The sequence below is a fragment of the Vibrio sp. 947 genome (assembly GCF_033339115.1).
Taxonomy (GTDB): domain Bacteria; phylum Pseudomonadota; class Gammaproteobacteria; order Enterobacterales; family Vibrionaceae; genus Vibrio; species Vibrio alginolyticus.
Map to the genome: position 1 here is coordinate 1 of NZ_JAWOTX010000021.1, position 25,528 is coordinate 25,528.

24 protein-coding genes, 1 tRNA gene and 1 pseudogene are annotated in these 25,528 nt (G+C 44.8%); 14 read left to right on the plus strand and 12 right to left on the minus strand.

From position 1 onward, the window contains the following. Window positions 1-75: 75 nt before the first annotated feature. The 4 genes and pseudogenes from R7Q39_RS21530 to R7Q39_RS21545 form a co-directional block, all read right to left on the minus strand. Window positions 76-615: pseudogene (locus R7Q39_RS21530) on the minus strand (6-phospho-beta-glucosidase); the annotation flags it as partial. A 12-nt stretch (window positions 616-627) separates the two neighbouring features. Then, the gene (locus tag R7Q39_RS21535) at window positions 628-939 is read right to left on the minus strand and encodes a PTS lactose/cellobiose transporter subunit IIA (protein ID WP_031777269.1); all 312 of its coding nucleotides are present in this window, start codon (window positions 937-939) and stop codon (window positions 628-630) included. 51 nt (window positions 940-990) lie between these two features. Beyond that, entirely contained in the window at window positions 991-2,325 is a 1,335-nt protein-coding gene (locus R7Q39_RS21540; RefSeq protein ID WP_017821840.1) for a PTS sugar transporter subunit IIC, read from the minus strand. Window positions 2,326-2,412: 87 nt separating this feature from the next. After that, entirely contained in the window at window positions 2,413-2,718 is a 306-nt protein-coding gene (locus R7Q39_RS21545) for a PTS sugar transporter subunit IIB (protein ID WP_020480920.1), read from the minus strand. A gap of 247 nt (window positions 2,719-2,965) precedes the next feature. Between R7Q39_RS21545 and R7Q39_RS21550 the strand changes: the two genes are divergently transcribed. Continuing rightward, window positions 2,966-4,249, plus strand: coding sequence for a carbohydrate-binding protein (locus R7Q39_RS21550; protein ID WP_017821842.1), 1,284 nt, complete (start codon window positions 2,966-2,968; stop codon window positions 4,247-4,249). A 246-nt stretch (window positions 4,250-4,495) separates the two neighbouring features. Here the strand turns inward: R7Q39_RS21550 and R7Q39_RS21555 are convergent. Then, window positions 4,496-4,580 (minus strand) — tRNA-Leu (locus R7Q39_RS21555). Between the two features lie 190 nt (window positions 4,581-4,770). Next, the gene (locus tag R7Q39_RS21560) at window positions 4,771-5,436 is read right to left on the minus strand and encodes an SDR family NAD(P)-dependent oxidoreductase (protein WP_042523470.1); all 666 of its coding nucleotides are present in this window, start codon (window positions 5,434-5,436) and stop codon (window positions 4,771-4,773) included. 227 nt (window positions 5,437-5,663) lie between these two features. Between R7Q39_RS21560 and R7Q39_RS21565 the strand changes: the two genes are divergently transcribed. Both R7Q39_RS21565 and R7Q39_RS21570 read left to right on the plus strand, forming a co-directional pair. Then, entirely contained in the window at window positions 5,664-6,932 is a 1,269-nt protein-coding gene (locus R7Q39_RS21565) for a DUF2254 domain-containing protein (RefSeq protein WP_005385537.1), read from the plus strand. Window positions 6,933-7,116: 184 nt separating this feature from the next. After that, window positions 7,117-7,596 (plus strand): RDD family protein, encoded by a 480-nt coding sequence (locus tag R7Q39_RS21570; RefSeq protein WP_042523472.1) that lies wholly within the window; start codon window positions 7,117-7,119, stop codon window positions 7,594-7,596. A gap of 87 nt (window positions 7,597-7,683) precedes the next feature. Here the strand turns inward: R7Q39_RS21570 and lptG are convergent, their stop codons facing one another. Next, entirely contained in the window at window positions 7,684-8,754 is a 1,071-nt protein-coding gene (gene lptG, locus R7Q39_RS21575) for an LPS export ABC transporter permease LptG (protein ID WP_005381071.1), read from the minus strand. A 3-nt stretch (window positions 8,755-8,757) separates the two neighbouring features. Continuing rightward, the gene (gene lptF, locus R7Q39_RS21580; protein ID WP_005381072.1) at window positions 8,758-9,858 is read right to left on the minus strand and encodes an LPS export ABC transporter permease LptF; all 1,101 of its coding nucleotides are present in this window, start codon (window positions 9,856-9,858) and stop codon (window positions 8,758-8,760) included. A gap of 200 nt (window positions 9,859-10,058) precedes the next feature. Here lptF and pepA point away from each other — a divergent pair, with 200 nt between their 5' ends. The 5 genes from pepA (at window position 10,059) to R7Q39_RS21605 (ending at window position 16,738) form a co-directional block, all read left to right on the plus strand. After that, on the plus strand, window positions 10,059-11,567 hold the full coding sequence (gene pepA / locus R7Q39_RS21585; RefSeq protein WP_005381073.1) for a leucyl aminopeptidase: 1,509 nt from the start codon (window positions 10,059-10,061) through the stop codon (window positions 11,565-11,567). 115 nt (window positions 11,568-11,682) lie between these two features. Then, window positions 11,683-12,132 carry a DNA polymerase III subunit chi gene (locus tag R7Q39_RS21590; RefSeq protein ID WP_031777270.1) on the plus strand — a complete coding sequence of 150 codons (450 nt, stop codon included), beginning with the start codon at window positions 11,683-11,685 and terminating at the stop codon, window positions 12,130-12,132. 96 nt (window positions 12,133-12,228) lie between these two features. After that, complete coding sequence (locus R7Q39_RS21595; protein WP_047103615.1) at window positions 12,229-15,087, plus strand: valine--tRNA ligase; 2,859 nt, start codon at window positions 12,229-12,231, stop codon at window positions 15,085-15,087. A gap of 202 nt (window positions 15,088-15,289) precedes the next feature. Beyond that, window positions 15,290-15,694: a DUF2061 domain-containing protein gene (locus tag R7Q39_RS21600; protein ID WP_005381078.1), complete on the plus strand. Its 405-nt coding sequence runs from the start codon at window positions 15,290-15,292 to the stop codon at window positions 15,692-15,694. Window positions 15,695-15,832: 138 nt separating this feature from the next. Beyond that, the gene (locus R7Q39_RS21605) at window positions 15,833-16,738 is read left to right on the plus strand and encodes a bifunctional helix-turn-helix transcriptional regulator/GNAT family N-acetyltransferase (protein WP_080960120.1); all 906 of its coding nucleotides are present in this window, start codon (window positions 15,833-15,835) and stop codon (window positions 16,736-16,738) included. 19 nt (window positions 16,739-16,757) lie between these two features. Here the strand turns inward: R7Q39_RS21605 and R7Q39_RS21610 are convergent, their stop codons facing one another. Together R7Q39_RS21610 and rraB are read right to left on the minus strand one after the other, a co-directional pair. After that, window positions 16,758-17,558: a glycosyl hydrolase 2 galactose-binding domain-containing protein gene (locus R7Q39_RS21610; protein ID WP_104975633.1), complete on the minus strand. Its 801-nt coding sequence runs from the start codon at window positions 17,556-17,558 to the stop codon at window positions 16,758-16,760. Between the two features lie 154 nt (window positions 17,559-17,712). After that, window positions 17,713-18,126, minus strand: a complete 414-nt coding sequence (gene rraB, locus R7Q39_RS21615) for a ribonuclease E inhibitor RraB (protein ID WP_005381081.1) — start codon at window positions 18,124-18,126, stop codon at window positions 17,713-17,715. 583 nt (window positions 18,127-18,709) lie between these two features. Between rraB and arcA the strand changes: the two genes are divergently transcribed. The 6 genes from arcA to R7Q39_RS21645 all read left to right on the plus strand — a co-directional run bounded on the left by arcA (window position 18,710) and on the right by R7Q39_RS21645 (window position 23,298). Continuing rightward, entirely contained in the window at window positions 18,710-19,930 is a 1,221-nt protein-coding gene (arcA, locus tag R7Q39_RS21620; RefSeq protein ID WP_005381082.1) for an arginine deiminase, read from the plus strand. A gap of 156 nt (window positions 19,931-20,086) precedes the next feature. After that, entirely contained in the window at window positions 20,087-21,091 is a 1,005-nt protein-coding gene (locus R7Q39_RS21625; protein ID WP_042523477.1) for an ornithine carbamoyltransferase, read from the plus strand. Between the two features lie 99 nt (window positions 21,092-21,190). Beyond that, window positions 21,191-21,286 (plus strand): hypothetical protein, encoded by a 96-nt coding sequence (locus tag R7Q39_RS21630; RefSeq protein ID WP_005381084.1) that lies wholly within the window; start codon window positions 21,191-21,193, stop codon window positions 21,284-21,286. Between the two features lie 86 nt (window positions 21,287-21,372). Then, window positions 21,373-22,302: an aspartate carbamoyltransferase gene (pyrB, locus tag R7Q39_RS21635; RefSeq protein ID WP_005381085.1), complete on the plus strand. Its 930-nt coding sequence runs from the start codon at window positions 21,373-21,375 to the stop codon at window positions 22,300-22,302. A gap of 15 nt (window positions 22,303-22,317) precedes the next feature. Then, entirely contained in the window at window positions 22,318-22,779 is a 462-nt protein-coding gene (pyrI, locus tag R7Q39_RS21640; RefSeq protein ID WP_005381086.1) for an aspartate carbamoyltransferase regulatory subunit, read from the plus strand. A gap of 129 nt (window positions 22,780-22,908) precedes the next feature. Then, window positions 22,909-23,298 carry a RidA family protein gene (locus R7Q39_RS21645; RefSeq protein ID WP_318076807.1) on the plus strand — a complete coding sequence of 130 codons (390 nt, stop codon included), beginning with the start codon at window positions 22,909-22,911 and terminating at the stop codon, window positions 23,296-23,298. 86 nt (window positions 23,299-23,384) lie between these two features. On the opposite strand, the gene R7Q39_RS21650 is transcribed toward R7Q39_RS21645, so the two are convergent. Then, window positions 23,385-24,110 carry a 1-acylglycerol-3-phosphate O-acyltransferase gene (locus tag R7Q39_RS21650; RefSeq protein ID WP_005381088.1) on the minus strand — a complete coding sequence of 242 codons (726 nt, stop codon included), beginning with the start codon at window positions 24,108-24,110 and terminating at the stop codon, window positions 23,385-23,387. Between the two features lie 155 nt (window positions 24,111-24,265). Then, a complete protein-coding gene (gene murA / locus R7Q39_RS21655) occupies window positions 24,266-25,522 on the minus strand; it encodes a UDP-N-acetylglucosamine 1-carboxyvinyltransferase (RefSeq protein WP_170894147.1) in 1,257 nt (418 codons plus the stop codon). Window positions 25,523-25,528: the final 6 nt, after the last annotated feature.

A 25,528-nucleotide genomic window follows, 5' to 3' on the forward strand; every position in this document is an offset into this window, starting at 1 on the left:
TCGTGATTACCTTGAAAAGTTCCCAATAACATAAAGTCTTTTATTTTCAGTGGTTAAAGTTCGATCCCGCCCTTTCATTTCCATTGAAACGGGCACATTGCATAAACCAATACTCTTTACTTTGGTGTACTTACTGACCGCTTCGGAAACTAAACCCGCTGGGTTGGTGAAATTGAGCATCCATGCGTTTGGAGCCAACTCTTCAATGTCTTTACAGATATCAAGAATGACCGGAATGGTTCGCAGTGCTTTAGCAAAACCACCAGGGCCCGTTGTTTCTTGGCCGATGACGTCGTACTTGATTGGGATTCGCTCATCGTTAGCGCGTGCAGCAAGGCCACCAACACGAAACTGCGTCATCACAAAATCCGCATCTTTTATCGCAGCACGGCGATCGAAACCGGCTTTTATCTCAATTTTTGCTCCGGCTTTATCGACCATTCGCTGAGCCAATCCTTTGATGATCTCAAGCTTCTCAGCTCCTGACTCAATGTCCACAAAATGGATTTTCTTAACGGGTAAATATTCTAAGCGCTTAATAACCCCTTCAACCAATTCCGGGGTATAGCTACTACCACCGCCAATAATGGCAAGTTTGATCGCCTCTCTAGACATTTTCATCCCCCTTTACTTGTTCGAGATTTTTTTGTTCAGTGCGACGATTTCTACAGCCATCTCTTGAGCCAAAATCGTAGTCATCAGGTGATCTTGAGCATGCACCATCACTAACGTCATCGGGACTTTCCCTTCTCCCTGATCTTCTTCAATAAGCTGAGTCTGTATTAAGTGGGCTTTATTAATGCACTCTCTTGCTTGAGAGAGCTTCTCGTCAGCCGCTTCAAAATCTTGTTCTCGAGATAAACGCAATGCCTCGTAGCTTAAACTTCTGGCTTCACCAGCATTGCAAATGATCTCCATCACAACCAATTCTTGTTCCATCATTTTCTCTCCGAAAATCGGGCCGCGGTAATTGCGGCCCATTAAGCACAGTTAAGCAGTAACGCCTTCGCCTGACGGCTGCGTGTCACCTTTAGTTTCCTTCGTCGTTGGTAGTTCTTGCTCCAACATTTGCTTCTCAAACATTTTGAAGAATGGGAAGTAGATGATTAGATCAAGAATCAATAAACCAATGACGAGCAATACTGGCGCAAAGGTCCAACCGCTACCCCACGAAGCACCTATCAGTGCCGGTGTTGTCCAAGGTGTTGTAGCGACACCCATACCCACAAAGCCGACATGCACAGCAAAATACGCAATCGTAGCGTTGATGACTGGAGCGAAGACGAACGGGATAAACAAGGTCGGGTTCATCACAACTGGGCTACCGAAGATCACTGGTTCGTTGATTTGGAAAAAGCCAGGCACCGAACTCATTCGACCAATGCTCTTAAGGTGAACAGAACGGCTAAACGACATCAGCATAACAAGAGCAAGTGTTGCACCAGAGCCGCCAATAAAGATGTAAAAATCCCAGAACGGTTGAGTAAATACATTTGGAATCGGTTCACCTGCAACAAAGGCTTCAATGTTGGCACCAATGTTGGTCAAAAAGATTGGAGAAAGCAGTCCAACAACAATTGCAGCACCATGAATACCCGCAAACCAAAGCAGCTGGCAAAGCAATAAAGCGCCAATAATGGCAGGCAATGAGTTAGACGCACTAATTAGCGGTTTAAAGATAGCCATAACAGCATCTGGAATCAGCATGTCGTACTGGGTTTGTACGAAAAGGCTAAGTGGATATAAGGTAATGAATATCGCTAAGACTGGTAGCAATACTTCAAATGATCGCGCAATCGCCGGTGGCACCTGCTCTGGCATGCGAATCGTAATATTGTGCTTTTTCATAAAACGGTAGAGCTCCACCGAGAAAAATGCACACATCACTGCGGTGAAGATCCCGGTTCCGCCCATGTGAGACATAGACAACGCGCCATCTTTAGCTGGGGCCGCAATGAGTAAAAAAGACATTAGTGACAATACAGCACTCGTGATCCCATCCATCTTGTAAGCCTTCGCTAAACTATAAGCAACGCCCAGCGAAACAAAAATGGTCATGATCCCCATCGACATGTTGTAGGGCATCATTATGGTATCAAAATGTGTAGTGGCGAAATCGAGCCAAATTCGACCAAAAGTAAAGGTTGTATCTTCGGCAAATGGGGGGAATGCAAAAATCAAAATGAAACTACCGACAATAATAAACGGCATTGCGACAATAAAACCGTCTCTCATTGCGCGAACATGGGGCTGATTCCCCACTTTAGCTGCTATAGGGGCTATATGCTTTTCGACTGCGCCTATAATTGCGTCATAAAGCTTCATAGAATCCATCCTTATTTTAGGCAAAAGAATCCCGCATCAAATATTTATATTTGATGTACAGTTATCTTTTTAATTTAAAACTATAGTTTAGTTAATTAATTCTAATGCTTGCTCTAGTACTTCTTCTCCCTTCATCATTCCATAATGCTGAGGAGAAATAGCATCAATGTTTTTACCATGCTCTTGCGCCGTTTTTCTTAGCTCTTCTAGCTGAAAACGTACTTGAGGCCCGAGAAGACAAACATCGTACTCTTTAATTACATCTTCAAACGCATTCACTGACATTGCATCAATTTTGCACTCAATTCCTTTATTTTCAGCAGCTTGCTCCATTTTCTTAACAAGCATACTGGTTGACATCCCTGCGCTACAGCATAAAAGGATCTTTTTCATAGCCTTACTCCCGTTGTGTAAATTTCAACCTGTAAAAACTGTAGCAAAAATAACCAAGACAAAAAAGCGCAACCGGTTGCATTATTCGTGAACACAATCCCAATTTAGAAAATACCACCTATTTTTTTGTAATTATTTAGGTCTAGGATAAAAGTCATAAAATAATTTAAGACATCACATTAAGTTTCAAATTATCAATATTTTACTACTGACAACGTCGTTATTAATTTCTTAAAAGGAATAGAGAATGAAATTTAATAAATTGGCTATTGCAGCGCTTGTAAGTGCCGCACTATCACAGCACTCATTTGCTCAAACCGACTCTAAAGGCACCATTTATCTAACGTTTGATGATGGACCAATCAATGCATCTATTGACGTTATTCAAGTACTTAACCAGGAAGATATCAAAGCGACGTTTTACTTTAATGCTTGGCATTTAGATGGAATTGGTGATGAGAATGAAGACCGTTCGCTAGAAGCCTTAAAGCTCGCATTAGACACTGGTCATATTGTCGCGAACCATAGTTACGATCATATGGTTCATAATTGCGTTGATGAGTTTGGACCGAACAGTGCTGCGGAGTGTAATGCGACCGGGGACCACCAGCTTAACTCGTATCAAGACCCTGTTTACGATGCCTCAATGTTTACGGAAAACTTATCTGTGTTAGCAAAGTATTTGCCGAACATTACAAGCTACCCGAACTACAAGGCAACAGAGTTTGCTAGACTGCCCTACACCAACGGTTGGCGCGTGACGAAAGACTTCAAAGCAGATGGGTTATGTGCCACGTCTGATGACCTGAAACCTTGGGAACCAGGATATGTATGCGATACATCCAACCCATCCAACAGTGTAAAAGCAGCTATCGAGGTTCAAAATATCCTAGCGAATAACGGCTATCAAACTCACGGTTGGGATGTGGACTGGGCACCTGAAAATTGGGGCATTGAAATGCCAGCAAACAGCCTTACAGAAGCAGAAGCATTTCTTGGATATGTGGATTCCGCGTTAAACACTTGTGCACCAACAACGATTAACCCGATCAACTCCAAAGCTCAAGAGTTCCCATGTGGTACACCTTTACACGCCGATAAAGTTATCGTTTTAACTCACGAGTTCCTATTTGAAGATGGTAAGCGTGGCATGGGGGCAACGCAAAACTTACCTAAGCTCGCTAAGTTTATACAGTTAGCAAAACAAGCGGGTTATGACTTCGACACAATGGATAACTACACACCGAACTGGCAAGTTGGTCATAACTACGACGCTGGCGATTACGTCTTACACCTAGGTACTGTATACCAGGCTGTAACAAACCATACTGCACAACAAGATTGGGCACCGTCTCCAACCTCTAGCCTCTGGACAAATGCAGACCCAGCCACTAACTGGACTCAGAATGTTTCCTATAAACAAGGTGATGTGGTGACTTATCAAGGTTTGCGTTATCTAGTTGATGTACCGCACGTGTCCCAAGCAGACTGGACTCCGAACACTCAAAATACCTTGTTCACAGCTCTATAGGCTGTTCCTACTATCACCATGTAGTAGTTTGCGCGAGGCATACCCCTCGCGCTTTTTTGTTTTGAAGATCCAGATACAACAAAGCCCCGACTTTCATCGAGGCTCTGTCTTAAAATATGGTACCGGTGGACGGAGTTGATTGGACTGGCATTCCTGCCGTCACCGCGAAGGCAACGCTAACTTCCTTTTGATATTTACGAGCACCTAAAACGACGAAAGGCCGCTATAAAAGAGACCTTTCTGATATGGTACCGGTGGGCGGACTTGAACCGCCACGCCCGAAGGCAACGGATTTTGAATCCGTCGTGTATACCAATTTCACCACACCGGCATCTTTGGGCTATTGCCCTTTGATGGTTGGCATTATACGTAAGCTTTTGACCTGCGCAAGCAGAAATACCTTAAATAACTATCGTTTGCTGATAATTTCGCCACAAAGTGTGACAAAGCTGTACTCATAAGAAACGTACGCTCCATTTTCTACTACTCTTCCAGATGAAAGTGAGTATACGAAACTCTTTTTAAATTCTATTCACTGTAATATCAGAAACATAACCATTCCCAATGCTCGACAACGCATTATGGAGCATCTCTGCGGCATCTTCTGCTTGCATGAAGTAACTCGTGTCCATCGTATTGCCGCTTGTTTTCCAGAATTCCGTATCCATTCCACCAGGATAAACCGCGATAATTTTCATAGGTTTTCCTTTTAGCTCCAAACGAACCGACTCAATTAATCCTTTGACGGCCCATTTCACTGCACAATACGTAGACTCTTGCGCTTTAGGTTGTTGCGCGGCTGTGGACATGATCATGACCACTTTTATTGGATGATCTTTGTAACGCTTTACTAACTCTCTTAACACATGAATCGCAGAATTCAGGTTGTTATCAATCAACTTTTGAATCTCTTTCGGCTCCTGCTCTTCCAGTAAGCCAAAATAACCACTTCCTGCACTATGAATGACCATTTCAGGCGGCTGTTTCATCCCATCAAAGAGCTGTTTCACACCTTGATGTAATGAGAGGTTGCAAGCTTGATAGCCGACGTTATGAGAGAGTTGTTTTGCTAGTGCGGATAGTTTTTCTGTATTTCTTCCTATTACATACGTCTCTTTGCCTTCCGCATCATAACGCTTTGCTAGTTCCGCCCCTAAGCCGCTACTTGCACCTGTAATTACAATCATGCGCTACCTCTTTTCAATCACATACTTTTAATTCATCTATCAATTAAGGTAACAGAATCGTGGTAATTCACACCTCAAGAGCACCATTCTTTGAAGCAAGCAGCTTTCTTACTTTCGTGATGCATGAAATATCAAGCAGAACGACGGGCATTTAACCTATGCTTAAGCAAGAATAACTTTCTGAATTTTCTATCGACTTTCTAGTGAGAACTGAATAGGAGCAAAGAATGACTGGGTCAAAATGGCAGTGGTTACTGAAACAGATGACACGAAAACTGTGGGTCCGGACGTCACTCTACGCATTACTAGCTGTTGCTACCGCCTTAATGTCGATTGTTTTAAACCAGTTCATTACTCTGCCCCCTGCCATCAACGTCAGCAAGGATTTGTTGAACAACATATTAAATATCCTCGCAACCTCCATGCTTGCAGTGACTACATTCTCTCTCAATATTATGGTCTCAGCGTACAGTGCCGCTAGTGCAGGGGTAACGCCGCGAGCGACAAAACTGTTGATGGAAGACAGCACAACACAAAATGCCTTAGCAACCTTTCTTGGCTCTTTTCTATTTAGTTTGGTAGGAATTATCGCGCTAGGTATTGGGGCCTATCATCAACAAGCACAAATTTATCTATTCATCGTGACTATCGCCGTAATCGTGATGATCATACTCACTCTGTTACGTTGGATTCAGCACCTTTCCGTACTAGGAAGGGTCAGTGAAACCACTTCATACGTAGAGCAAGCCTTGTTAGATGCGATAAGAAAACGGGGTAAAGAGCGCTGGCTAGGTGCTCACCCGTGGAGCCACCCAGAACATAAACCCAGAGGAAGTAAACCTATTTTGAGCCAAGAAATTGGCTACTTACAGCATGTTGATATGCATCATCTCGATAGTATTGCTGAAGCAAACCAATGCACCATCTATCTTGAGCGACAACCGGGAAGTTTTGTGTACGTAGGTCAACCATTGGCTTGGGTTTGTGGAGAGTTGCCAGACGAAAGCGAAGTAACGGCAGCCTTCACGATTCGAACGGAGCGTTCATATGATCAGGACCCTCGCTTTGGTTTAGTCGTTATGGCGGAAATCGCCTCACGAGCACTATCTCCGGCTGTAAATGATAATGGCACCGCGATTGACGTTCTTGGGCGTTCTGTACGAGCACTTTCATTATGGGGAGACCTACTCAGCGAGCCGCCTACCAAAACTCGATACCCTAGACTATTTGTGCCCGCATTAAGCTGCCAGGATTTGTTCGATGATGTCTTTTTGCCGATAGCACACGATGGTGCAGCGCAACTCCAAATACAGATTCGCCTACAAAAGGCCTTGCTAGCTCTCTCTAGTATGCACCCTAAGTTATTTTTGTCACCAGCAATCAAGCTGTCAGAAAAAGCTTTAGAGCTTTCATTAAGCCAACATTATACCGAAGATGAGAAACACCAACTCTCTCAGCTATCTAATCTGGTCACAGACCAAAAAGCCAATGGTTAAGAGAGTCGAATTCAGTTGAAACATATTGCTGCACGGCCTCGTGTATCATGACATGTGCTGATAACGTAGGGCAGAAAAGTCTCTTCGTTTATACACAATTAAAGACTCTGTGCGTTAGGTCTCTTTTCTCTTGGTGAGGGAATCTATATTCTGACGCACAATTTTTAAGGTAAGTGATGGAATAATGACAACGTCTACAACTCTTCCACCTGCTGGTCTCTTTCGTCGACTTGCAGCGTTGATTTACGACACATTGATTATTATCGCAATTGAAATGATGGCCGCAGGTATTGTTATGGCCGTTGTGTTTGCACTAAATGCAGCAGGATTGTTGAGCTATGGCGAGTACGCTGATGCCGCAGATATGCTCGGAAAACACCCTGTATTGAGCCCTCTATTTACACTTTATCTTGCGGGTGTGTGGATATATTTCTTTGTGTTCTTCTGGACGCGAGCAGGACAAACTCTTGGGATGCGCGCTTGGAAACTTCGAGTTCGCAATGCCAAAGACGGAGCACCAATTACGGTAACTCAAGCTCTGATTCGTATTTCGACATCTGGCTTTGGCTTGGCAAATTTGACTGTACCGATTGATCCGAAGAGACGTGGTTTCCACGACATTTGGGCCAAAACAGAGGTTGTTGTATTACCCAAGGCAAACTAACTTGTCTAGGAACACAAAAAAGGAAGGCGTAATGCCTTCCTTTTACATTTGGTTCGGTAAAACTTGGTTTATTCGATGATGCTTCAGTTATAGCTTTCTTCGTAGTAGTGCAATCGCAATAGCTAAGAACACCAAACTCGGGGCCAAAGCACCAAACACTGGGGATATGCCATACACCAAGCTTAATGGGCCAAAGAACTCACTGGATATGTAAAAAGTAAACCCGGCAACCACGCCCGACAATACCCTTGCCCCCATGGTCACGCTTCTGAGTGGACCGAAAACAAAAGATAGCGCCATTAACATCATCACAGCAATTGAAAGCGGCTGAGTCAACTTACGCCAAAACGCCAACTCATAGCGAGATGCATCTTGTTCCGATGCTTTTAGGTAAGTCACATAATCATACAAACCGCTCAGTGACAGTTCTTCTGGCTTCACGGTCACCACAGCTAGCTTATCCGGTGCCAAAGAGGTGTGCCACTCCATCTGTTCGATGTCTTGCTTTGAAATTACGTTTTCATTTTCCATGTCCGTAATTTGTACGTAGCGCATCAGCCAGTTGTTATCTTGTTGGTAGTCGACTTCTTCGGCGAAAATAACTTTTTGTAGATTCTTATCATCATCAAAACGCCACATATTTAAAGCATAAAGCTTGTCGTCTTCGACTTTACCTATAAAGATAAAGTCGTTTGCGTCACGAGCCCACACACCTGAGCGCACAGACACAATGCTACCACCTGATATCGCAAACGCACGTAAGTCACGGGCCATCTTCTGGGCCTCAGGAGCGCCCCATTGACCTAACGCCATAACAACAATCATGAGCGGGACGGCCGTTTTGAGTACCGATAACCCGATATCCAGCTTAGAGAAACCAGCAGCTTGCATCACCACCAGCTCAGAGCTTGAAGCCAACATACCTAAGCCGATAAGGGCACCGAGTAATGCCGCCATTGGAAAGAACATTTCGATATCACGCGGCACACTGAGTAACACAAAGTACAACGCATGAGTGAGGTCGTACACACCTCGCCCTACTTTACGTAGCTGTTCTACATATTTGATGATGCCCGATAAGCCAACAAACGTCGCTAAAACCAAGGCAGTGGTAGAGATGATGGTTCTACCGATGTAAAGGTCTAAGATTTTGAACACAGCTTACGCGAGCCTCTTCTTGCGGAATTTGTCTTTTATTCGTCTAGCAGCAACGCTATCCATCATATTCGCCATGATAGCAACAATCAGCAACATCGCATTGATTGGCCACATACCAATAGCAGCCGGGATGTCACCATCTTCTAATGCAGATTTGGTTGCACTGATCGCCAAGAAATACGCTAGGTAGATCAGGATCGCAGGCCCCATTTTGGCAAACCGTCCCTGACGCGGATTCACCGCAGACAAAGGAATAACGAGCATTGTTAAGAGTGGAATGCACACAAATAACGAAATTCGCCATTGTAGCTCCGCTTGCGCCTCTGGATCTGGGTGACCTATCAAGTCAACCGTTGGGTATGCTTCCCAGTCTCGCCCTTTCTTTTTGACCTCACGTTGGCCGATAACACCTTCGTATTCATCGAATTTCGTGATCATATATTCAACGCGAGTAGGCACACCTTCATAACGCGTACCTTCTTTCATAGTGATGATCTGACGACCGTCCGAAAGCTCTTTTACTTCACCAGAAGATGAGAACATCACACTCGGTAACACTGAATCTCGAGGGCGCATCTGCGCAACAAAAACGTTGCTCAAGGTATTGTCTTTAATGTCATCGATGAACACAACCGATGAACCGTCTGGTGTACCTTGGAACTGACCTTTTTTAAGTAGGTCAACGCTGTTTTCTGACGCTACCTGCTCATAAAGCTGCTCAACGCGGTCTTGAGACCACGGCGATAGCCACAACGCATTGAAAGCCGCCACCGCTGAAGTAATCAACGCTAGGTATAAGGCCGCTTGAACCAAGAATTTATTACCAATACCTGTCGCGTTCATTACGACAATTTCGCTCTCTGCATACAGACGACCAAATGTGATCAATATGCCGATATACAGACTTAAAGGCAGCATTAACAGACCCATTGCTGGCATGTTCAAACCAACAATCGAGAAAATCAATCCAGCAGGAATATCCCCATCAGAAGCATCAGCAAGAACACTTATGAATTTCTGGCTTACAAACACCAAAAAAAGTACGAAAAAAATCGCAAATTGGCTCTTGAGTGTTTCGCGGATCAAATATCTAACAATAATCACGCTGAAATTACCTATACAAAACTTGTTTTTTTGGTCGAATCACTATAGTTTCCCGTTGAACCATTTATTTTTTTAAAAATTATAAACTAGATGTTAGTCGCTTAATCAGCTCTGCATGTAAGCCTGGAGCTAAAATTCAACAAGTAAGCGATCATTATCTAACATTTAGAGCAATTTGTCTTCAGGATGTAGGAGTACGCATGGAGTTCAGTGTAAAAAGTGGCAGTCCAGAGAAACAACGTAGCGCATGTATCGTTGTTGGTGTGTTTGAACCACGTCGCCTTTCTCCAGTAGCCGAACAACTTGATAAAATCAGTGACGGTTACATCAGTTCACTACTTCGCCGTGGTGATCTAGAGGGTAAACCTGGTCAGATGCTGCTACTGCATCAAGTACCAGGTGTTTTGTCAGAGCGCGTTTTACTTGTCGGTTGCGGCAAAGAGCGTGAACTTGGCGAGCGCCAGTACAAGGAAATCATTCAAAAGACGATCAGCACACTTAACGAGACAGGCTCAATGGAAGCGGTATGTTTCCTAACTGAACTGCATGTTAAGGGTCGTGATACATACTGGAAAGTGCGCCAGGCTGTAGAAGCGACTAAAGATGGTCTATACACATTTAATCAATTCAAGAGCGTGAAACCTGAGACTCGCCGCCCACTGCGCAAGCTTGTTTTCAACGTACCAACGCGTCGTGAATTGAACTTGGGTGAAAAAGCAATCACTCATGGTCTTGCTATCGCATCAGGTGTCAAAGCCTCAAAAGACCTTGGCAACATGCCGCCAAACGTAGCTAATCCAGCTTACCTTGCTTCTCAAGCTCGTCGTCTAGCGGACGATTACGAAACCGTAACCACCAAAATCATTGGTGAGCAAGAGATGGAAAAACTGGGTATGACCTCTTACCTAGCAGTAGGCCGTGGTTCTAAAAACGAATCTATGATGTCTATCATCGAGTACAAAGGTAACCCTGACTCAGATGCAAAACCGATTGTGCTCGTAGGTAAAGGTCTAACCTTCGACTCAGGCGGTATCTCTCTAAAGCCGGGCGAAGGTATGGATGAGATGAAGTACGACATGTGTGGTGCGGCATCGGTATTCGGTACAATGAAAGCGCTAGCGAAGCTAAACCTACCAATCAACGTTATTGGTGTTCTAGCGGGCTGTGAAAACATGCCTGGCAGCAACGCTTACCGTCCAGGTGACATCCTAACGACCATGTCTGGTCAAACTGTAGAAGTTCTGAACACGGATGCTGAAGGCCGTCTTGTTCTTTGTGACGCACTGACTTACGTAGAGCGTTTCGAACCAGACTGCGTGGTTGACGTTGCAACGCTAACTGGTGCTTGTGTTATCGCACTAGGCCACCATATCAGCGGCGTAATCTCTAACCACAACCCTCTTTCTCATGAGCTAGTAAACGCTTCTGAGCAAGCGAGTGACCGTGCATGGCGTCTACCAATGGCAGACGAGTACCACGAACAGTTGAAGAGCCCGTTTGCGGATATGGCAAACATTGGTGGTCGCCCTGGTGGCACAATTACTGCGGGTTGCTTCTTATCTAAGTTCGCGAAGAAGTACAACTGGGCACACGTCGATATCGCAGGTACCGCGTGGAAATCAGGCGCAGCGAAAGGCTCAACGGGCCGTCCTGTCTCAATGCTTGTCCAATTCCTTTTGAACCGCAGCGGCCAAGAGACAGAAGAGTAATTTCTGAACAGAATCTAAAAGGGCCGCAAGGCCCTTTTTTATTATCCTAATTTTCTAAAATGAAAGTGGGACTTAAGATGGTCTTAGGAAGAGACCCAAGGCAAGTGAGAGAATGATGCAAACTGCAACCTTCTACATCATTAACGAAGAGAGCCCGCAAGCAACGGTGGCTGGCTTTGAAGAATACATCGTGTTTTTGGCTCAGCACTTTGCTCGCCAAGGCGCTAAAGTGTATTTAAACTGCCAAGACAAACCACACGCCGAGCAGCTCGCTGAAGCCTTTTGGCAAGTTGATGCAGACAAGTTCATGGCACATAACCTCGTAGGCGAGGGACCGAAATACGCCACCAATATTGAAATCGGCCATGAAGGTGTAAAACCTAATTGGAACCGTCAGCTGGTAATTAATTTGGCGGAAAATGAGACAACCTTTGCGAACAAGTTTGCTCAAGTGGTAGACTTCGTGCCCTGCGAAGAAAAAGCTAAACAACTCGCAAGAGAAAGATATAAAATTTACCGTCAAGCAGGTTACCAGCTGCAAACGATCGAAATTCAATATCCTTAACGGTCAATCCTTATAGTTAAGGCGATCTTGTTAAGATCCCTCACTTATAAAGATTGACTAAGATTCAACCATCAACGTATCCATTAAAAGAGCGCTATGGAAAAGACATACAACCCAACTTCAATCGAACAAGCTCTGTATCAGACTTGGGAAGAGAAAGGCTACTTTAAGCCACACGGTGACACTACTAAAGAATCATACAGCATCATGATCCCGCCACCGAACGTCACTGGTAGCCTACACATGGGCCACGCGTTCCAAGATACGATCATGGATACGCTTATCCGTTGTGAACGTATGAAGGGTAAAAACACCCTTTGGCAAGTAGGTACTGACCACGCTGGTATCGCAACTCAGATGGTTGTTGAGCGTAAGATCGCTGCAGAAGAAGGCAAAACAAAACACGATTACGGTCGTGAAGCTTTCATCGACAAAATCTGGGAATGGAAAGGCGAATCTGGCGGCACTATCACTAAGCAGCTTCGTCGTCTTGGCGCATCTGTAGACTGGGATCGTGAACGCTTTACGATGGACGATGGTCTATCTAACGCCGTTCAAGAAGTCTTCGTACGTCTATACGAAGACGATCTAATCTACCGCGGTAAGCGTCTGGTTAACTGGGATCCAAAGCTACACACAGCGATTTCAGATCTAGAAGTAGAGAACAAAGACACTAAAGGCCACATGTGGCACTTCCGCTACCCACTAGCAGATGGCGCTAGAACAGCCGATGGCAAAGACTACATCGTTGTTGCAACGACTCGTCCAGAGACCGTGCTAGGCGATACGGGTGTTGCAGTTAACCCAGAAGATCCACGTTACAAAGATCTTATCGGTAAAGAAATCATCCTTCCTATCGTTGATCGTCGCATCCCAATCGTGGGCGATGAGCACGCAGATATGGAAAAAGGTACTGGCTGTGTGAAAATCACACCTGCGCACGACTTCAACGACTACGAAGTAGGTAAGCGCCACCAGCTACCAATGATCAACATTCTGACTTTCGACGCAAACATCCGTGATGCTTCTGAAGTATTCAACACCAACGGCGAAGCAAGCGACGCTTACAGCACTGAGCTACCAGCTAAATACCACGGTATGGAGCGTTTTGCCGCTCGTAAAGCTATCGTTGCTGAATTCGACGAGCTAGGCCTACTTGAAGAAGTGAAAGATCACGATCTACAAGTTCCTTACGGCGACCGTGGTGGCGTGGTTATCGAACCAATGCTAACTGACCAATGGTACGTACGTACTGCGCCTCTAGCGAAAACTGCAGTTGAAGCAGTAGAAAACGGCGACATCCAATTTGTTCCTAAGCAGTACGAAAACATGTACTTCTCTTGGATGCGTGACGTTCAAGACTGGTGTATCTCTCGTCAGCTATGGTGGGGTCACCGCATCCCAGCTTGGTACGACAACCAAGGTAATGTTTACGTAGGTCGCACTGAAGAAGAAGTTCGTAAGAACAACAACCTAGAGTCAGTCATTGAACTGCACCAAGACGAAGACGTACTGGATACGTGGTTCTCTTCTGCACTATGGACATTCGGTACTCAAGGTTGGCCAGAGCAAACTGACGACCTGAAAGTATTCCACCCTTCAGACGTTCTAGTAACTGGTTTCGACATCATCTTCTTCTGGGTTGCGCGCATGATCATGATGACCATGCACTTCGTGAAAGACGAAAACGGCAAACCACAAGTACCATTTAAGACGGTTTACGTTACTGGTCTAATCCGTGATGAAAACGGCGACAAGATGTCTAAGTCGAAAGGTAACGTACTTGACCCAATCGACATGATCGATGGTATCGACCTAGAGTCTCTAGTAGAGAAGCGTTGTGGCAACATGATGCAACCTCAGCTAGCGAAGAAGATCGAGAAGAACACTCGTAAGACGTTTGAAAACGGTATCGAAGCATACGGTACAGACGCACTACGTTTCACTCTTGCAGCAATGGCATCAACAGGTCGTGATATCAACTGGGATATGAAGCGTCTTGAGGGTTACCGTAACTTCTGTAACAAACTATGGAACGCAAGCCGTTACGTAATGATGAACACAGAAGAGCAAGATTGTGGCTTCAACGGTGGTGAGATTGAATACTCACTAGCAGACAAATGGATCGAGTCTCAGTTTGAACTTGCAGCGAAAGCGTTCAACAACCATATCGACAACTTCCGTCTAGATATGGCTGCGAACACGCTTTACGAATTCATCTGGAACCAATTCTGTGACTGGTACCTAGAGCTAACTAAACCCGTTCTATGGAAAGGTACTGAAGCGCAACAGCGTGGTACTCGCCGTACACTAATCACGGTACTTGAGAAGACTCTACGTCTGGCTCATCCTGTGATTCCTTACATCACTGAAACTATCTGGCAAAGCATCAAGCCACTAGTTGAAGGTGTAGAAGGTGAGACAATCATGCTTCAAGCACTGCCTCAATTCGACGAAGCAAACTTCAACCAAGAAGCGCTAGATGATATCGAATGGGTGAAGGCGTTCATTACCAGCATCCGTAACCTACGTGCTGAATACGACATCAACCCTGGTAAGCCGCTTGACGTTATGCTGAAAGCAGCAAATGCAGAAGATGCCTCTCGTCTAGAAGCAAGCAAGCAAGTACTGATGTCACTAGCGAAGCTAGAAGCAGTACGCGTGCTTGAAGCTGGCGAACAAACTCCTGCATGTGCGACAGCACTGGTTGGTAAGTCTGAGCTGATGATCCCAATGGCAGGTCTGATCGACAAAGATGCTGAGCTTGCTCGTCTAGATGGCGAAATCAAGAAGACTCACGGCGAAATCAAGCGTATCGAAGGCAAACTTGGCAACGAAGGCTTTGTAGCGAAAGCACCTGAAGCTGTTGTTGCTAAAGAACGTGAGAAGCTTGAAGGCTACAAAGAGACACTAGCTAAGCTAGAAGAGCAGAAGACAACGATCGCTGCACTTTAAGCCTCAGTGAAAGAGAAGAACTAACACTTCTCACTTTGAATCCAAAGGTTGGCCATCATGGTCAACCTTTTTTGTATATCTTTCACCAAAAACCATCATCAATAGCTTTCCCCTATCGCAACAATACTCATCATCCATTAGCATTAATGAGAATTATTATCGATAATGAACTCATCGAAACAAACACGATTGAGTAATTATCATGAAAAAGACACTAACTTTCGCAGCACTGCATTTTACTATCGCATTTAGTGTCGCTTACGTACTCACAGGCGACATTCTAATTGGTAGTTTAATTGCCATGATTGAGCCTTCAGTGAACACCGTAGCCTTCTACTTTCATGAAAAGGCATGGGCAAAAGTCCCAGCACTTAAAGCTCGTCAGTGGATGACCAAATTAAAAACCGCAAGCTTTGCGACCGTGCACTTCAGCGTCGCTTTTACCGTGGTTTACTTACTAACAGGTGATGCATTTGTCGGCGGCGTAATGGCGATGTTAGAGCCGAGTTTGAACACGGTGGCTTACTACTTCCACGAGAAAGTATGGATGCGTAAATCATCAGAAAAAGCTCCAGCACCGCAGTTTTGTTTACATCACCACGCTTAAACATGGAGGCTCACTACGTCTCCTAACGAGAAAAATGACATTTACCATTGACAAGGTTGCGCACCGCAATTAATTTAATTGCGGTGCGCAACTTTATTTAATTGCGGTACGCAACTTTATTTTTAGAGGTAAGTGATAATGAACGCTCGTCAACTTCGACACTACTCCCGTCAAGCCGTCCGATTGCTTGGTATGCTTGATAAACAATGCGGCGATGTCGCTCTCACTCCAGTGCAAGCGCACGCATTGGGTGAAATCCAATTGCAGCCATTGACCATCAATCAGCTGGCACAGCAGCTTAATGTCGACAAGTCCAACGCGAGCCGAACCGTTACTGGTTTGATTAAATTAGGTTTGGTCGAGAGCATCGAAAACCCAAAAGACAAACGTAGTCAACTCGTCGCGATTACAGAGCAAGGCCAACTGGCGTTATCGCAACTGGACCAACAGCAAAACCACTTCTTTGAACAACTGCTTACCCAACTCGATGACAGCGAGCAAGAGCAACTCAAACTTGGTCTAGAGACTTACCTAAAAGGGCTAACAAAAGTGTGTCAGTCTGAGGAATACGTTCTTCGACCTCTTACTAAAGCAGACAACCCGCAAGTCGCAGATGTGATTCGTAAAGTCTCTGCTGAATACGGCTTAACCGCAGACAAAGGTTATGGTGTGGCCGATCCAACGCTTGATGATATGTATTCGGTGTACAATCAAAACAGGGCCGCCTATTGGGTCATTGAACATCGCGGAGAGATCGTTGGTGGCGGTGGCTTTGCCCCTTTAGCTGGCGAGCCAAATGTGTGTGAACTACAAAAGATGTACTTCTTACCTCAAACACGAGGACACGGTTTAGCCAAACGCATCGTCGCATTGAGCTTACAATTGGCGAAACAATTTGGGTATCAGCAGTGCTATTTAGAGACAACTGAATGTCTGAGAGAAGCGGTAAGCTTGTATGAAAAGCTAGGCTTTGAGCATCTCGATGCCCCGCTTGGACAAACAGGGCATGATGCATGTGAAGTCGTAATGCTTAAGATGCTGTAATAGATAATATTATTAGACGTTAAAGCACAACATGGGTAACACAAAGCTCCTGGCTCAAGGCAACAGTGAAGTTTTGGTGCTGCCCATCCAACTCAACAGACAACTGGTAGAGATCACTTGGATCAGGATCAGTAAGATCGGCATACTTTGGCGCTTCGATCTGGAATAAAGCGCTCGCATGCTCCGCTCGGACATCAATAGGAATATGGTAAGTCATACCATTAAACTTAACCGATGCAGAGACCAGACCCGGCGCAAAAGTTTGATAGTACAAGTCTACTTTAAACTCGCAACCACCACCGTGGTGCCAAATCTGCTCGGTTGCCACGCGGTCTAAACGTACATTGCGAATGAACTGCAGATACGGCTCTTGCCATACCCCTAAGCGCTCGTCACTCTTTTGGTATTCATGATCTGCAAGTGAACACAACTCCGGTTTATCCTCATCCAACAGAAGATCTTCTTCTTCCTCAAGGAATAGGATCTCAAAACGGTTGCGCCCCATCTGCATGAACGGGCGAATGTCTTTCTTGTAGACATTTTGAGAACCGTCACAGTCAAACAATGCTACTCCGTTCAAACGCACTTCTGCATGGTAATCCACACCACCCAACACCATTTCTACCGCTGGGAATGCCATCATGGATTCGTCCACTTCAATGTCATGCATCAGGTGCCACTCTTGCTGACGAATTGCTTCTTCTGTCAGTTCAGCTGGCAATACCTGACTCAAAGGAGCAGGGAAAGTAATGTCATCCTGTGGGATAGAAAGGTCCGTCAGTGGAGAGACTTGCCATAAACCGGCGAGTGAGAGTTGCATATACACCTTGAGCTAGATCAATTTTCACGCATTATAGGGAGAAACCCCCTATAAACTCAATGTGAATTATTTATCGCCTCCACATTCGTCAGTTTTTCAAGGTATAAAAAAACCAGCGTTAAACGCTGGTTTTTCCAAAAGTAGTGAGCTTTGATTACTCGTCGTCTTCATCTTCTTCAGGGTAAAGCGCATCTTCGCCTTCGTAGTACGTACCCCAACCGTCATAGATTATGTCGTATTTTTCTGCCAAGTGAATCAATTTTTCAACTTGCGCATCAATCGCTTCTGCGTCTAGTGCGGACTCCATAGTCGCATCACAGCAAAGCAACTTGTTACCATCTTCATCTTCAGTTTCTTCTGCTTCAAGAACTTCAAAGCCCATCTTGAATGCTTCAACTACCGCTTTTTCTAGCGTGTCAAAATCTTCGGCAAACAGGTGGTGCTCAATTTCGTATAGCGAATCTGGATCGCTGCCATCTTCTAGCAATGCTGCAATGATATCGCGAGTCTCTTCCTTTTGAATCTCAATTAATTCTTCTACTGATAGATATTCATCTTCGTGAGACATGTTTTGGCTCCAGATTAGTTACTTGATGGAAACACAATACCCGATACTGAGTATGCTGATCCGGTGAAATATGGCATGGATTGCGATGAAAAGCCACAAACAAACATCATACCACTGCGATTCTTATCGGTTATTTGAATCTAAATATTAAACCGACCACACAAAGAAACAAAAAATTAACAAAGAATGGCATTTTTTAATATTCAGAACATCCTAATTGACACTTAATGTGGTTATTTTCTCTTTCTATGCGTGTTTATGATGCTTTCTTGAATACACTCACGTGTAAAACGAAGAAGCATAACGAATAAATTCACTTTAATAATGCATAATTTAGAATAAAAATGCACGTTTTATGCACTGTGCGTGTATTCTTTCTCAACGGGAAAATTAGAATAAAAACGCACGCACTCTAATTTTAGCAAAATAGCATTTATATCTAATAATAAATTTAATAAGAATCAAAATAAAAATAAAAAACTCACAAAACCAGAAACACCAGAATATAAACAAAGCTTGATAACTTGCATCTTTCTAGGAAGCTTGTCATAACTAATGGCTGGAAAATTTGTAAGGATACAAAATGAGCAAGCTGTACGTTGGATCAGAAGTTGGTCAACTTCGACGAGTTCTATTAAATCGCCCTGAACGCGCCCTAACCCACTTAACTCCGTCAAACTGTCATGAGTTGCTATTTGATGACGTTCTTGCTGTAGAAGCGGCAGGTGAAGAGCACGATGCATTCGCACGTACGCTGCGCGAGCAAGACGTTGAAGTGCTTCTCCTCCACGATTTACTGGTCGAAACCCTCGCCGTTCCAGAAGCAAAACAATGGCTGCTGAACACTCAGATTTCTGACTTTCGTTACGGGCCAACCTTTGCGCGAGACCTACGCCAATACTTTTCAGAAATGGATGATGAACACCTTGCCTGCATCTTTTTAGGTGGCTTAGCTTACTCAGAGCTACCGATCTCCTCATCTTCTATGCTGCCAAAAATGAAGCGTCCTCTCGACTTTGTTATTGAGCCACTGCCTAATCACCTCTTTACTCGTGATACCTCATGCTGGGTTTATGGTGGTGTATCGCTCAACCCAATGATGATGCCTGCACGCCAACGTGAAACAAACCACTTACGTGCGATTTATCGTTGGCACCCAATTTTTGCTGGCCAAGATTTTATCAAATACTTCGGTGACGATGATCTGCATTATGATAATGCGAATGTCGAAGGCGGTGATGTGTTGGTTATTGGTAAAGGTGCAGTTCTTATCGGTATGTCTGAGCGTACGACTGCTCAAGGTGTAGAGAACCTTGCAGCGAGCCTATTTAAAGCAGGCCAAGCTACCGAAGTTATTGCAATTGATCTGCCTAAACACCGTTCATGTATGCATTTAGACACTGTGATGACCCATATGGATGTAGATACTTTCTCTGTCTACCCAGAGATCATGCGCAAAGATCTCGACACATGGCGCTTAACACCAAAAGGCAACGGTGAAATGCATGTTGAAGCCTCACATAACTATCTGCACGCGATTGAGTCCGCTCTTGGCTTAGATCAGCTGAAAATCATCACCACGGGTGGTGACAGCTATGAAGCGGAACGCGAACAATGGAATGATGCCAATAACGTTCTAACTGTAAAACCGGGCGTAGTAATTGGTTACGAACGCAATGTATACACCAACGAAAAATACGATAAAGCTGGCATCAAAGTACTGACAGTACCTGGTAACGAGCTTGGTCGTGGTCGCGGTGGCGCTCGCTGTATGAGCTGTCCAATAGAACGAGACGATATATAACTTACTCGTCCCTTTACATTAGGTGAATCAAAACTAAGGTTGATGTGAATACATCAACCTTTTTTAGCTTTAATTAAAAATAATTATTCACAATAAAAGCATTTATATGTTTTAATGAATTCTATTAATCTAATCACATGTACTAAGGGACGAGCTATGGCTTTCAATTTACGTAACCGCAACTTTTTGAAGCTATTGGACTTCTCAACCAAAGAAATCCAGTTTTTGCTCGAACTGTCTGCAGAGCTAAAAAAAGCTAAATATGCAGGAACAGAGCAGAAGAAACTTCAAGGTAAAAACATCGCACTAATCTTTGAGAAATCTTCGACTCGTACCCGATGTGCGTTTGAAGTCGCTGCCTTTGACCAAGGTGCTCAAGTCTCTTACATCGGCCCTTCTGGCTCGCAAATCGGTCATAAGGAATCGATGAAAGACACCGCTCGCGTCCTTGGTCGTATGTATGACGGGATTGAATACCGAGGCTTTGGCCAATCCATTGTTGAAGAGCTTGGTACTTATGCTGGTGTTCCAGTGTGGAATGGTTTAACGGATGAGTTCCACCCAACCCAGATCCTTGCTGACTTCCTGACCATGCAAGAGCACGGCCGTGGTAAACAGCTACATGAAGTAACCTTCGCTTACCTAGGTGATGCGCGCAACAACATGGGTAACTCACTTATGGTGGGCGCAGCGAAAATGGGCATGGATATTCGCCTTGTCGCGCCAAAAGCGTTCTGGCCTGAAGAAGATCTCGTGGCAACTTGTCAAACTATCGCGCAACAAACCGGTGCAAAAATCACGTTAACAGAAAGCGTTGAGGAAGGTGTGAAAGGTTGTGACTTCCTATACACCGACGTTTGGGTGTCTATGGGTGAGTCTGCCGAGGCATGGGATGAACGTGTAGCGTTAATGACACCTTATCAAATCAATATGGACGTGATTAAGCAAACGGGTAATCCACATGTGAAATTCATGCACTGCCTTCCAGCTTTCCACAATGATGAAACCACCGTCGGCAAAGAAGTCGCTGAAAAATACGGTATGAAAGGCCTTGAAGTAACAGAAGAGGTATTTGAATCGGAATACTCCATCGTATTCGACGAAGCTGAAAACCGTATGCATACCATCAAAGCCGTGATGGTTGCGACGCTAGGAAGCTAAACCAGCGCGCAAAAACAGCCGATAAAAACCATGATGTAATCGCTTGCGCTCACGAAAGTTAAGCGTATAATGCTCGGCAATTTGTCTGAGGATTAAGAAATGACCACGCTGATTGCTGACGTAAAAACGCGATTTGCTCTCGCTAAGCGACTACGCTTACGTGGTGTTATTTTCGTTAATTCTATTGAATTTTAAAACCTCCCCATTGGGGAGGTTTTTTTATGTCCAAAATTCCTTTCGGTTATTTGGATGTAGTCATCAATGTTATAGGGAAGAAGATCATGGCGAACTCGCTTTACCAGAAGCACATCATCTCTATTCCAGAGCTTTCACGCGAAGAACTGGAACTTATCGTAGAAACAGCAGGTAGCCTTAAAAAAGCACCTCGACCAGAACTGATTAAAAACAAAGTCGTTGCAAGTTGTTTCTTTGAACCATCAACACGTACACGTTTATCGTTTGAAACAGCGATTCAGCGCATTGGTGGTGACGTGATTGGCTTTGATAATGATGGTAATACCTCTCTGGCGAAGAAAGGCGAAACACTCGCAGATTCAGTACAAGTCATCTCTTCTTACGTCGATGCCTTTGTGATGCGTCATCCACAAGAAGGCGCCGCTCGCTTGGCATCTGAATTTTCAAATGGCGTGCCAGTGATCAACGCGGGCGACGGTGCAAACCAACACCCAACTCAAACGCTACTCGACCTATACACCATCGCGGAAACACAAGGGCGTCTAGACAACCTGAACGTCGCATTCGTAGGTGACCTAAAATATGGCCGCACAGTGCACTCACTGACTCAAGCCTTAGCAAAGTTTAACAACATCCGCTTCTTCTTTGTTGCACCAGATGCGCTGGCAATGCCAGATTACATCTGCGAAGAACTAGACGAAGCTGGCATTCAATATAGCCTACACACAGACATGGAAAGTGTGATTCCTGAACTGGATATTCTGTACATGACACGCGTACAGAAAGAACGCTTTGACGAATCGGAATACGCACATATTAAGTCGGCTTACATCCTAACGGCGGCACTACTAGAAGGCGCGCGTGAGAACTTGAAAGTACTGCACCCACTACCACGTGTGGATGAAATCACAACTGATGTTGATAAAACGCCTCATGCTTACTTCTTCCAGCAAGCTCAAAATGGCGTGTATGCTCGCCAAGCATTGCTGGCGCTTGTTCTAAACGAAACACTGTAATCGAGGGGAAAAATCATGGCTAAAGAAACTCAATTGCAGGTAGAAGCAATCAAAAATGGTACGGTCATCGACCACATCCCTGCGCAAATCGGCATCAAAGTATTAAGACTGTTCGATATGCACAATTCATCACAACGCGTAACGATTGGACTGAACTTGCCATCATCAGCACTCGGTCATAAAGATCTACTCAAAATCGAAAATGTGTTTATCAATGAAGAGCAAGCGAGCAAGCTAGCGTTGTATGCTCCTCACGCGACCGTGAATCAAATCGAGAATTATGAAGTGGTGAAAAAGCTCGCGTTAGAGCTTCCTGAGCGCATCAATGATGTATTTGAATGCCCGAATTCAAACTGTATTTCTCATAATGAACCAGTAGAAAGCAGCTTTAGCGTGTTCGAGAAGAAACAAGAAATCCGCCTAAAGTGTAAATACTGCGAGAAAGTGTTCTCACGCGAGATCGTAACCGAGCGATAAACACGCCGCACGACTAGGCTGTGATACGTTTAAAATACCCTGCAATGTCAGGGTATTTTGCTCTTTACCTACCGAGGGTTTAGAGGCAAACTGAGAATCTTTATTCCCTACAACTGATGGAAAAATCAAATGACGAAAGTACTTCACGCTGAGTCTGCACCAGCAGCAATCGGTCCTTACGTTCAAGGCGTAGATCTAGGTAACATGGTTCTTACTTCAGGCCAAATCCCAGTAAACCCAGCGACAGGTGAAGTGTCTGCTGATATCGCAGAACAAGCTCGTCAGTCTCTAGAAAACGTAAAGGCTGTAGTTGAATCTTCAGGTCTTAAAGTATCTGATATTGTAAAGCTAACGGTTTTTGTTAAAGACCTAAATGACTTTGGCACAGTGAACGAAGTTTACGGCAAATTCTTTGATGAGCACGGCGTAGCAAACTACCCTGCACGCTCTTGTGTAGAAGTGGCTCGCCTACCAAAAGATGTTGGCATCGAGATTGAAGCAATCGCTGTTCGCAAATAATTGCACTTGCTGACAAACATAAAAAAACGGATAGCTCAGGCTACCCGTTTTTTTATTGTCTTTTCGTGATGATATCGCAGTAAAACTTAAGCAGCGTTGCGCTGTTTGACTTCTTCATCTAACGATTCAAGCTTCTCTTTCATCTGTTCACGACAGATATTCGCTAACTCGCGAATGCCCTCTTTACCATAGCCTTCAGTGCTGATTGGAGGTAGCATTTCAACAATCACATGACCATTGTTCCAACGGTTCAGCTTAATTTTATTCGTCGAGCTACATACGATAGGAATGATTGGCACACCTGCACCAATTGCCGCATGAAAAGCACCTGTTTTGAATGGCAGCAAACCACGCCCACGAGAACGCGTGCCTTCTGGGAACATCCACACCGAAACATCACTTTCTTTCATGCTGCTCACGACCTGATCGATAGTCCCTTTTGCTTTAGAGCGATTCGCTCGGTCAATCAGAATGTTACCCGTAAGCCAGTAAAGCTGACCAAACAGTGGCATCCAAGCCAAGCTCTTTTTACCTACTGTCACAACTTTCGGAGTCACAGCCGCAGAAACAGTAAACATGTCCCAGTTGTTCTGGTGGTTAGCAATGTAAACATGTTGGCCGCGTGAATACGCATCTTCAGGGATACGCAACTCTAACTTAATCCCAAACACACGAGACATCTTGGCAAACAAACGGCCAAAAGTGAAAACGTGCTTAGGGTTTCTAGGGCTTAATAGGCAGTAACCACAACCACCAATAAACATAACAATCGCAAAGATAGCGACAGCAAATACACGTAACAGTGCAATCATTCTTGTTCTCCAGGAACCGGCTTTTGCCAGATACAGCTATTAATATCTCTCTTTCCATAAAGGGAAAATATGGTCATGAGAGTGATATAAAAAAGCCGAAACTCAGGTTTCGGCTCTCTTGATATCCAAGTTACCTGCGGTGCAGTTTAACTTGCCTAGCTCACTCGCTCAATATTTGCGCCAAGTGCAGCCAGTTTATTTTCGATTTTGTCGTAACCACGGTCGATATGGTAAATACGATCAACGACGGTTTCGCCTTTAGCAATGCAACCTGCAATAACCAAACTAGCCGAAGCTCGTAGATCGGTTGCCATCACTTGCGCACCGCTGAGTGACTCAACATCACCACAGATAACCGTATTGCCTTCGATCTCAGCTTTAGCGCCCATACGCATGAGTTCTGGTACGTGCATAAAGCGGTTTTCAAAGATAGTCTCAGTGATTACGCCTCCACCTTTCGCCATCATGTTCAGTAGCGTAAATTGAGCTTGCATATCCGTCGGGAAACCAGGATGTGGCGCAGTACGTACACTTACCGCTTTTAGCTCGCGGTCGGTCATATCAACGGAGATCCAATCTTCACCCGTTTCGACAAACGCGCCAGCTTCTTCCAGCTTGGCGAGAACCGCTTCAAGCAAATGAGCATTAGTGTTGCGACATACCACTTTACCGCCAGATACTGCTGCTGCGACAAGGAATGTTCCCGTCTCAATACGGTCAGCAACCACGTTGTGTTTACAACCGCCTAGGCGCTCAACACCTTCAATCGTAATGGTATCTGTGCCAGCGCCAGAGATTTTTGCGCCAAGCTTATTTAGGAAATCAGCGGTATCGACGATTTCAGGCTCACGCGCAGCGTTATCTAGTGTTGTTGTGCCTTCCGCCAGCGCTGCGGCACACATGATGGTGATCGTCGCGCCTACGCTGACTTTATCCATCACGATGTGCGCGCCTTTTAGACGACCATCCACTTCTGCTTTCACATAACCATCTTCTAATGTAATGGTTGCGCCAAGCTGCTCTAAACCAGAAATATGTAGATCCACAGGACGAGCGCCAATAGCACAACCGCCTGGTAAAGAAACCTGACCTTGACCAAAGCGCGCCACCAAAGGACCCAAAGCCCAAATAGAAGCACGCATGGTTTTCACCAAGTCATAAGGCGCACAGTATTCTGTAATACTGCTTGGATCAACATGAACAGAGCCATTGCGGCTTACTTTCGCGCCTAAACGCTTAAGCAATTCCATGGTTGTATCGATATCACGAAGGTGTGGTACGTTTGCCACTTCTACTGGCTCTTCCGCCAAGATAGACGCAAATAAAATCGGCAGTGCTGCGTTTTTTGCACCTGAAATGGTCACTTCACCAACTAGTGGTTTATCTGACCCAATAACTCGAAACTTTTCCATCAATAA

Excerpts from the sequence above, each read along its gene's own strand:
- R7Q39_RS21535 (WP_031777269.1), bottom strand. The coding sequence starts at position 939 with ATGGAACAAGAATTGGTTGTGATGGAGATCATTTGCAATGCTGGTGAA.
- R7Q39_RS21630 (WP_005381084.1), top strand. The coding sequence starts at position 21,191 with ATGACCACGCTGATTGCTGACGTAAAAACGCGATTTGCTCTCGCTAAG.
- arcA (WP_005381082.1), top strand. The coding sequence starts at position 18,710 with ATGAGCAAGCTGTACGTTGGATCAGAAGTTGGTCAACTTCGACGAGTT.
- R7Q39_RS21605 (WP_080960120.1), top strand. The coding sequence starts at position 15,833 with ATGAACGCTCGTCAACTTCGACACTACTCCCGTCAAGCCGTCCGATTG.
- pyrI (WP_005381086.1), top strand. The coding sequence starts at position 22,318 with ATGGCTAAAGAAACTCAATTGCAGGTAGAAGCAATCAAAAATGGTACG.
- R7Q39_RS21645 (WP_318076807.1), top strand. The coding sequence starts at position 22,909 with ATGACGAAAGTACTTCACGCTGAGTCTGCACCAGCAGCAATCGGTCCT.
- pepA (WP_005381073.1), top strand. The coding sequence starts at position 10,059 with ATGGAGTTCAGTGTAAAAAGTGGCAGTCCAGAGAAACAACGTAGCGCA.
- R7Q39_RS21590 (WP_031777270.1), top strand. The coding sequence starts at position 11,683 with ATGCAAACTGCAACCTTCTACATCATTAACGAAGAGAGCCCGCAAGCA.
- R7Q39_RS21560 (WP_042523470.1), bottom strand. The coding sequence starts at position 5,436 with ATGATTGTAATTACAGGTGCAAGTAGCGGCTTAGGGGCGGAACTAGCA.
- R7Q39_RS21650 (WP_005381088.1), bottom strand. The coding sequence starts at position 24,110 with ATGATTGCACTGTTACGTGTATTTGCTGTCGCTATCTTTGCGATTGTT.
- murA (WP_170894147.1), bottom strand. The coding sequence starts at position 25,522 with ATGGAAAAGTTTCGAGTTATTGGGTCAGATAAACCACTAGTTGGTGAA.
- R7Q39_RS21595 (WP_047103615.1), top strand. The coding sequence starts at position 12,229 with ATGGAAAAGACATACAACCCAACTTCAATCGAACAAGCTCTGTATCAG.
- R7Q39_RS21545 (WP_020480920.1), bottom strand. The coding sequence starts at position 2,718 with ATGAAAAAGATCCTTTTATGCTGTAGCGCAGGGATGTCAACCAGTATG.
- pyrB (WP_005381085.1), top strand. The coding sequence starts at position 21,373 with ATGGCGAACTCGCTTTACCAGAAGCACATCATCTCTATTCCAGAGCTT.
- R7Q39_RS21625 (WP_042523477.1), top strand. The coding sequence starts at position 20,087 with ATGGCTTTCAATTTACGTAACCGCAACTTTTTGAAGCTATTGGACTTC.
- R7Q39_RS21570 (WP_042523472.1), top strand. The coding sequence starts at position 7,117 with ATGACAACGTCTACAACTCTTCCACCTGCTGGTCTCTTTCGTCGACTT.
- R7Q39_RS21610 (WP_104975633.1), bottom strand. The coding sequence starts at position 17,558 with ATGCAACTCTCACTCGCCGGTTTATGGCAAGTCTCTCCACTGACGGAC.
- R7Q39_RS21600 (WP_005381078.1), top strand. The coding sequence starts at position 15,290 with ATGAAAAAGACACTAACTTTCGCAGCACTGCATTTTACTATCGCATTT.
- R7Q39_RS21565 (WP_005385537.1), top strand. The coding sequence starts at position 5,664 with ATGACTGGGTCAAAATGGCAGTGGTTACTGAAACAGATGACACGAAAA.
- R7Q39_RS21540 (WP_017821840.1), bottom strand. The coding sequence starts at position 2,325 with ATGAAGCTTTATGACGCAATTATAGGCGCAGTCGAAAAGCATATAGCC.
- R7Q39_RS21550 (WP_017821842.1), top strand. The coding sequence starts at position 2,966 with ATGAAATTTAATAAATTGGCTATTGCAGCGCTTGTAAGTGCCGCACTA.
- rraB (WP_005381081.1), bottom strand. The coding sequence starts at position 18,126 with ATGTCTCACGAAGATGAATATCTATCAGTAGAAGAATTAATTGAGATT.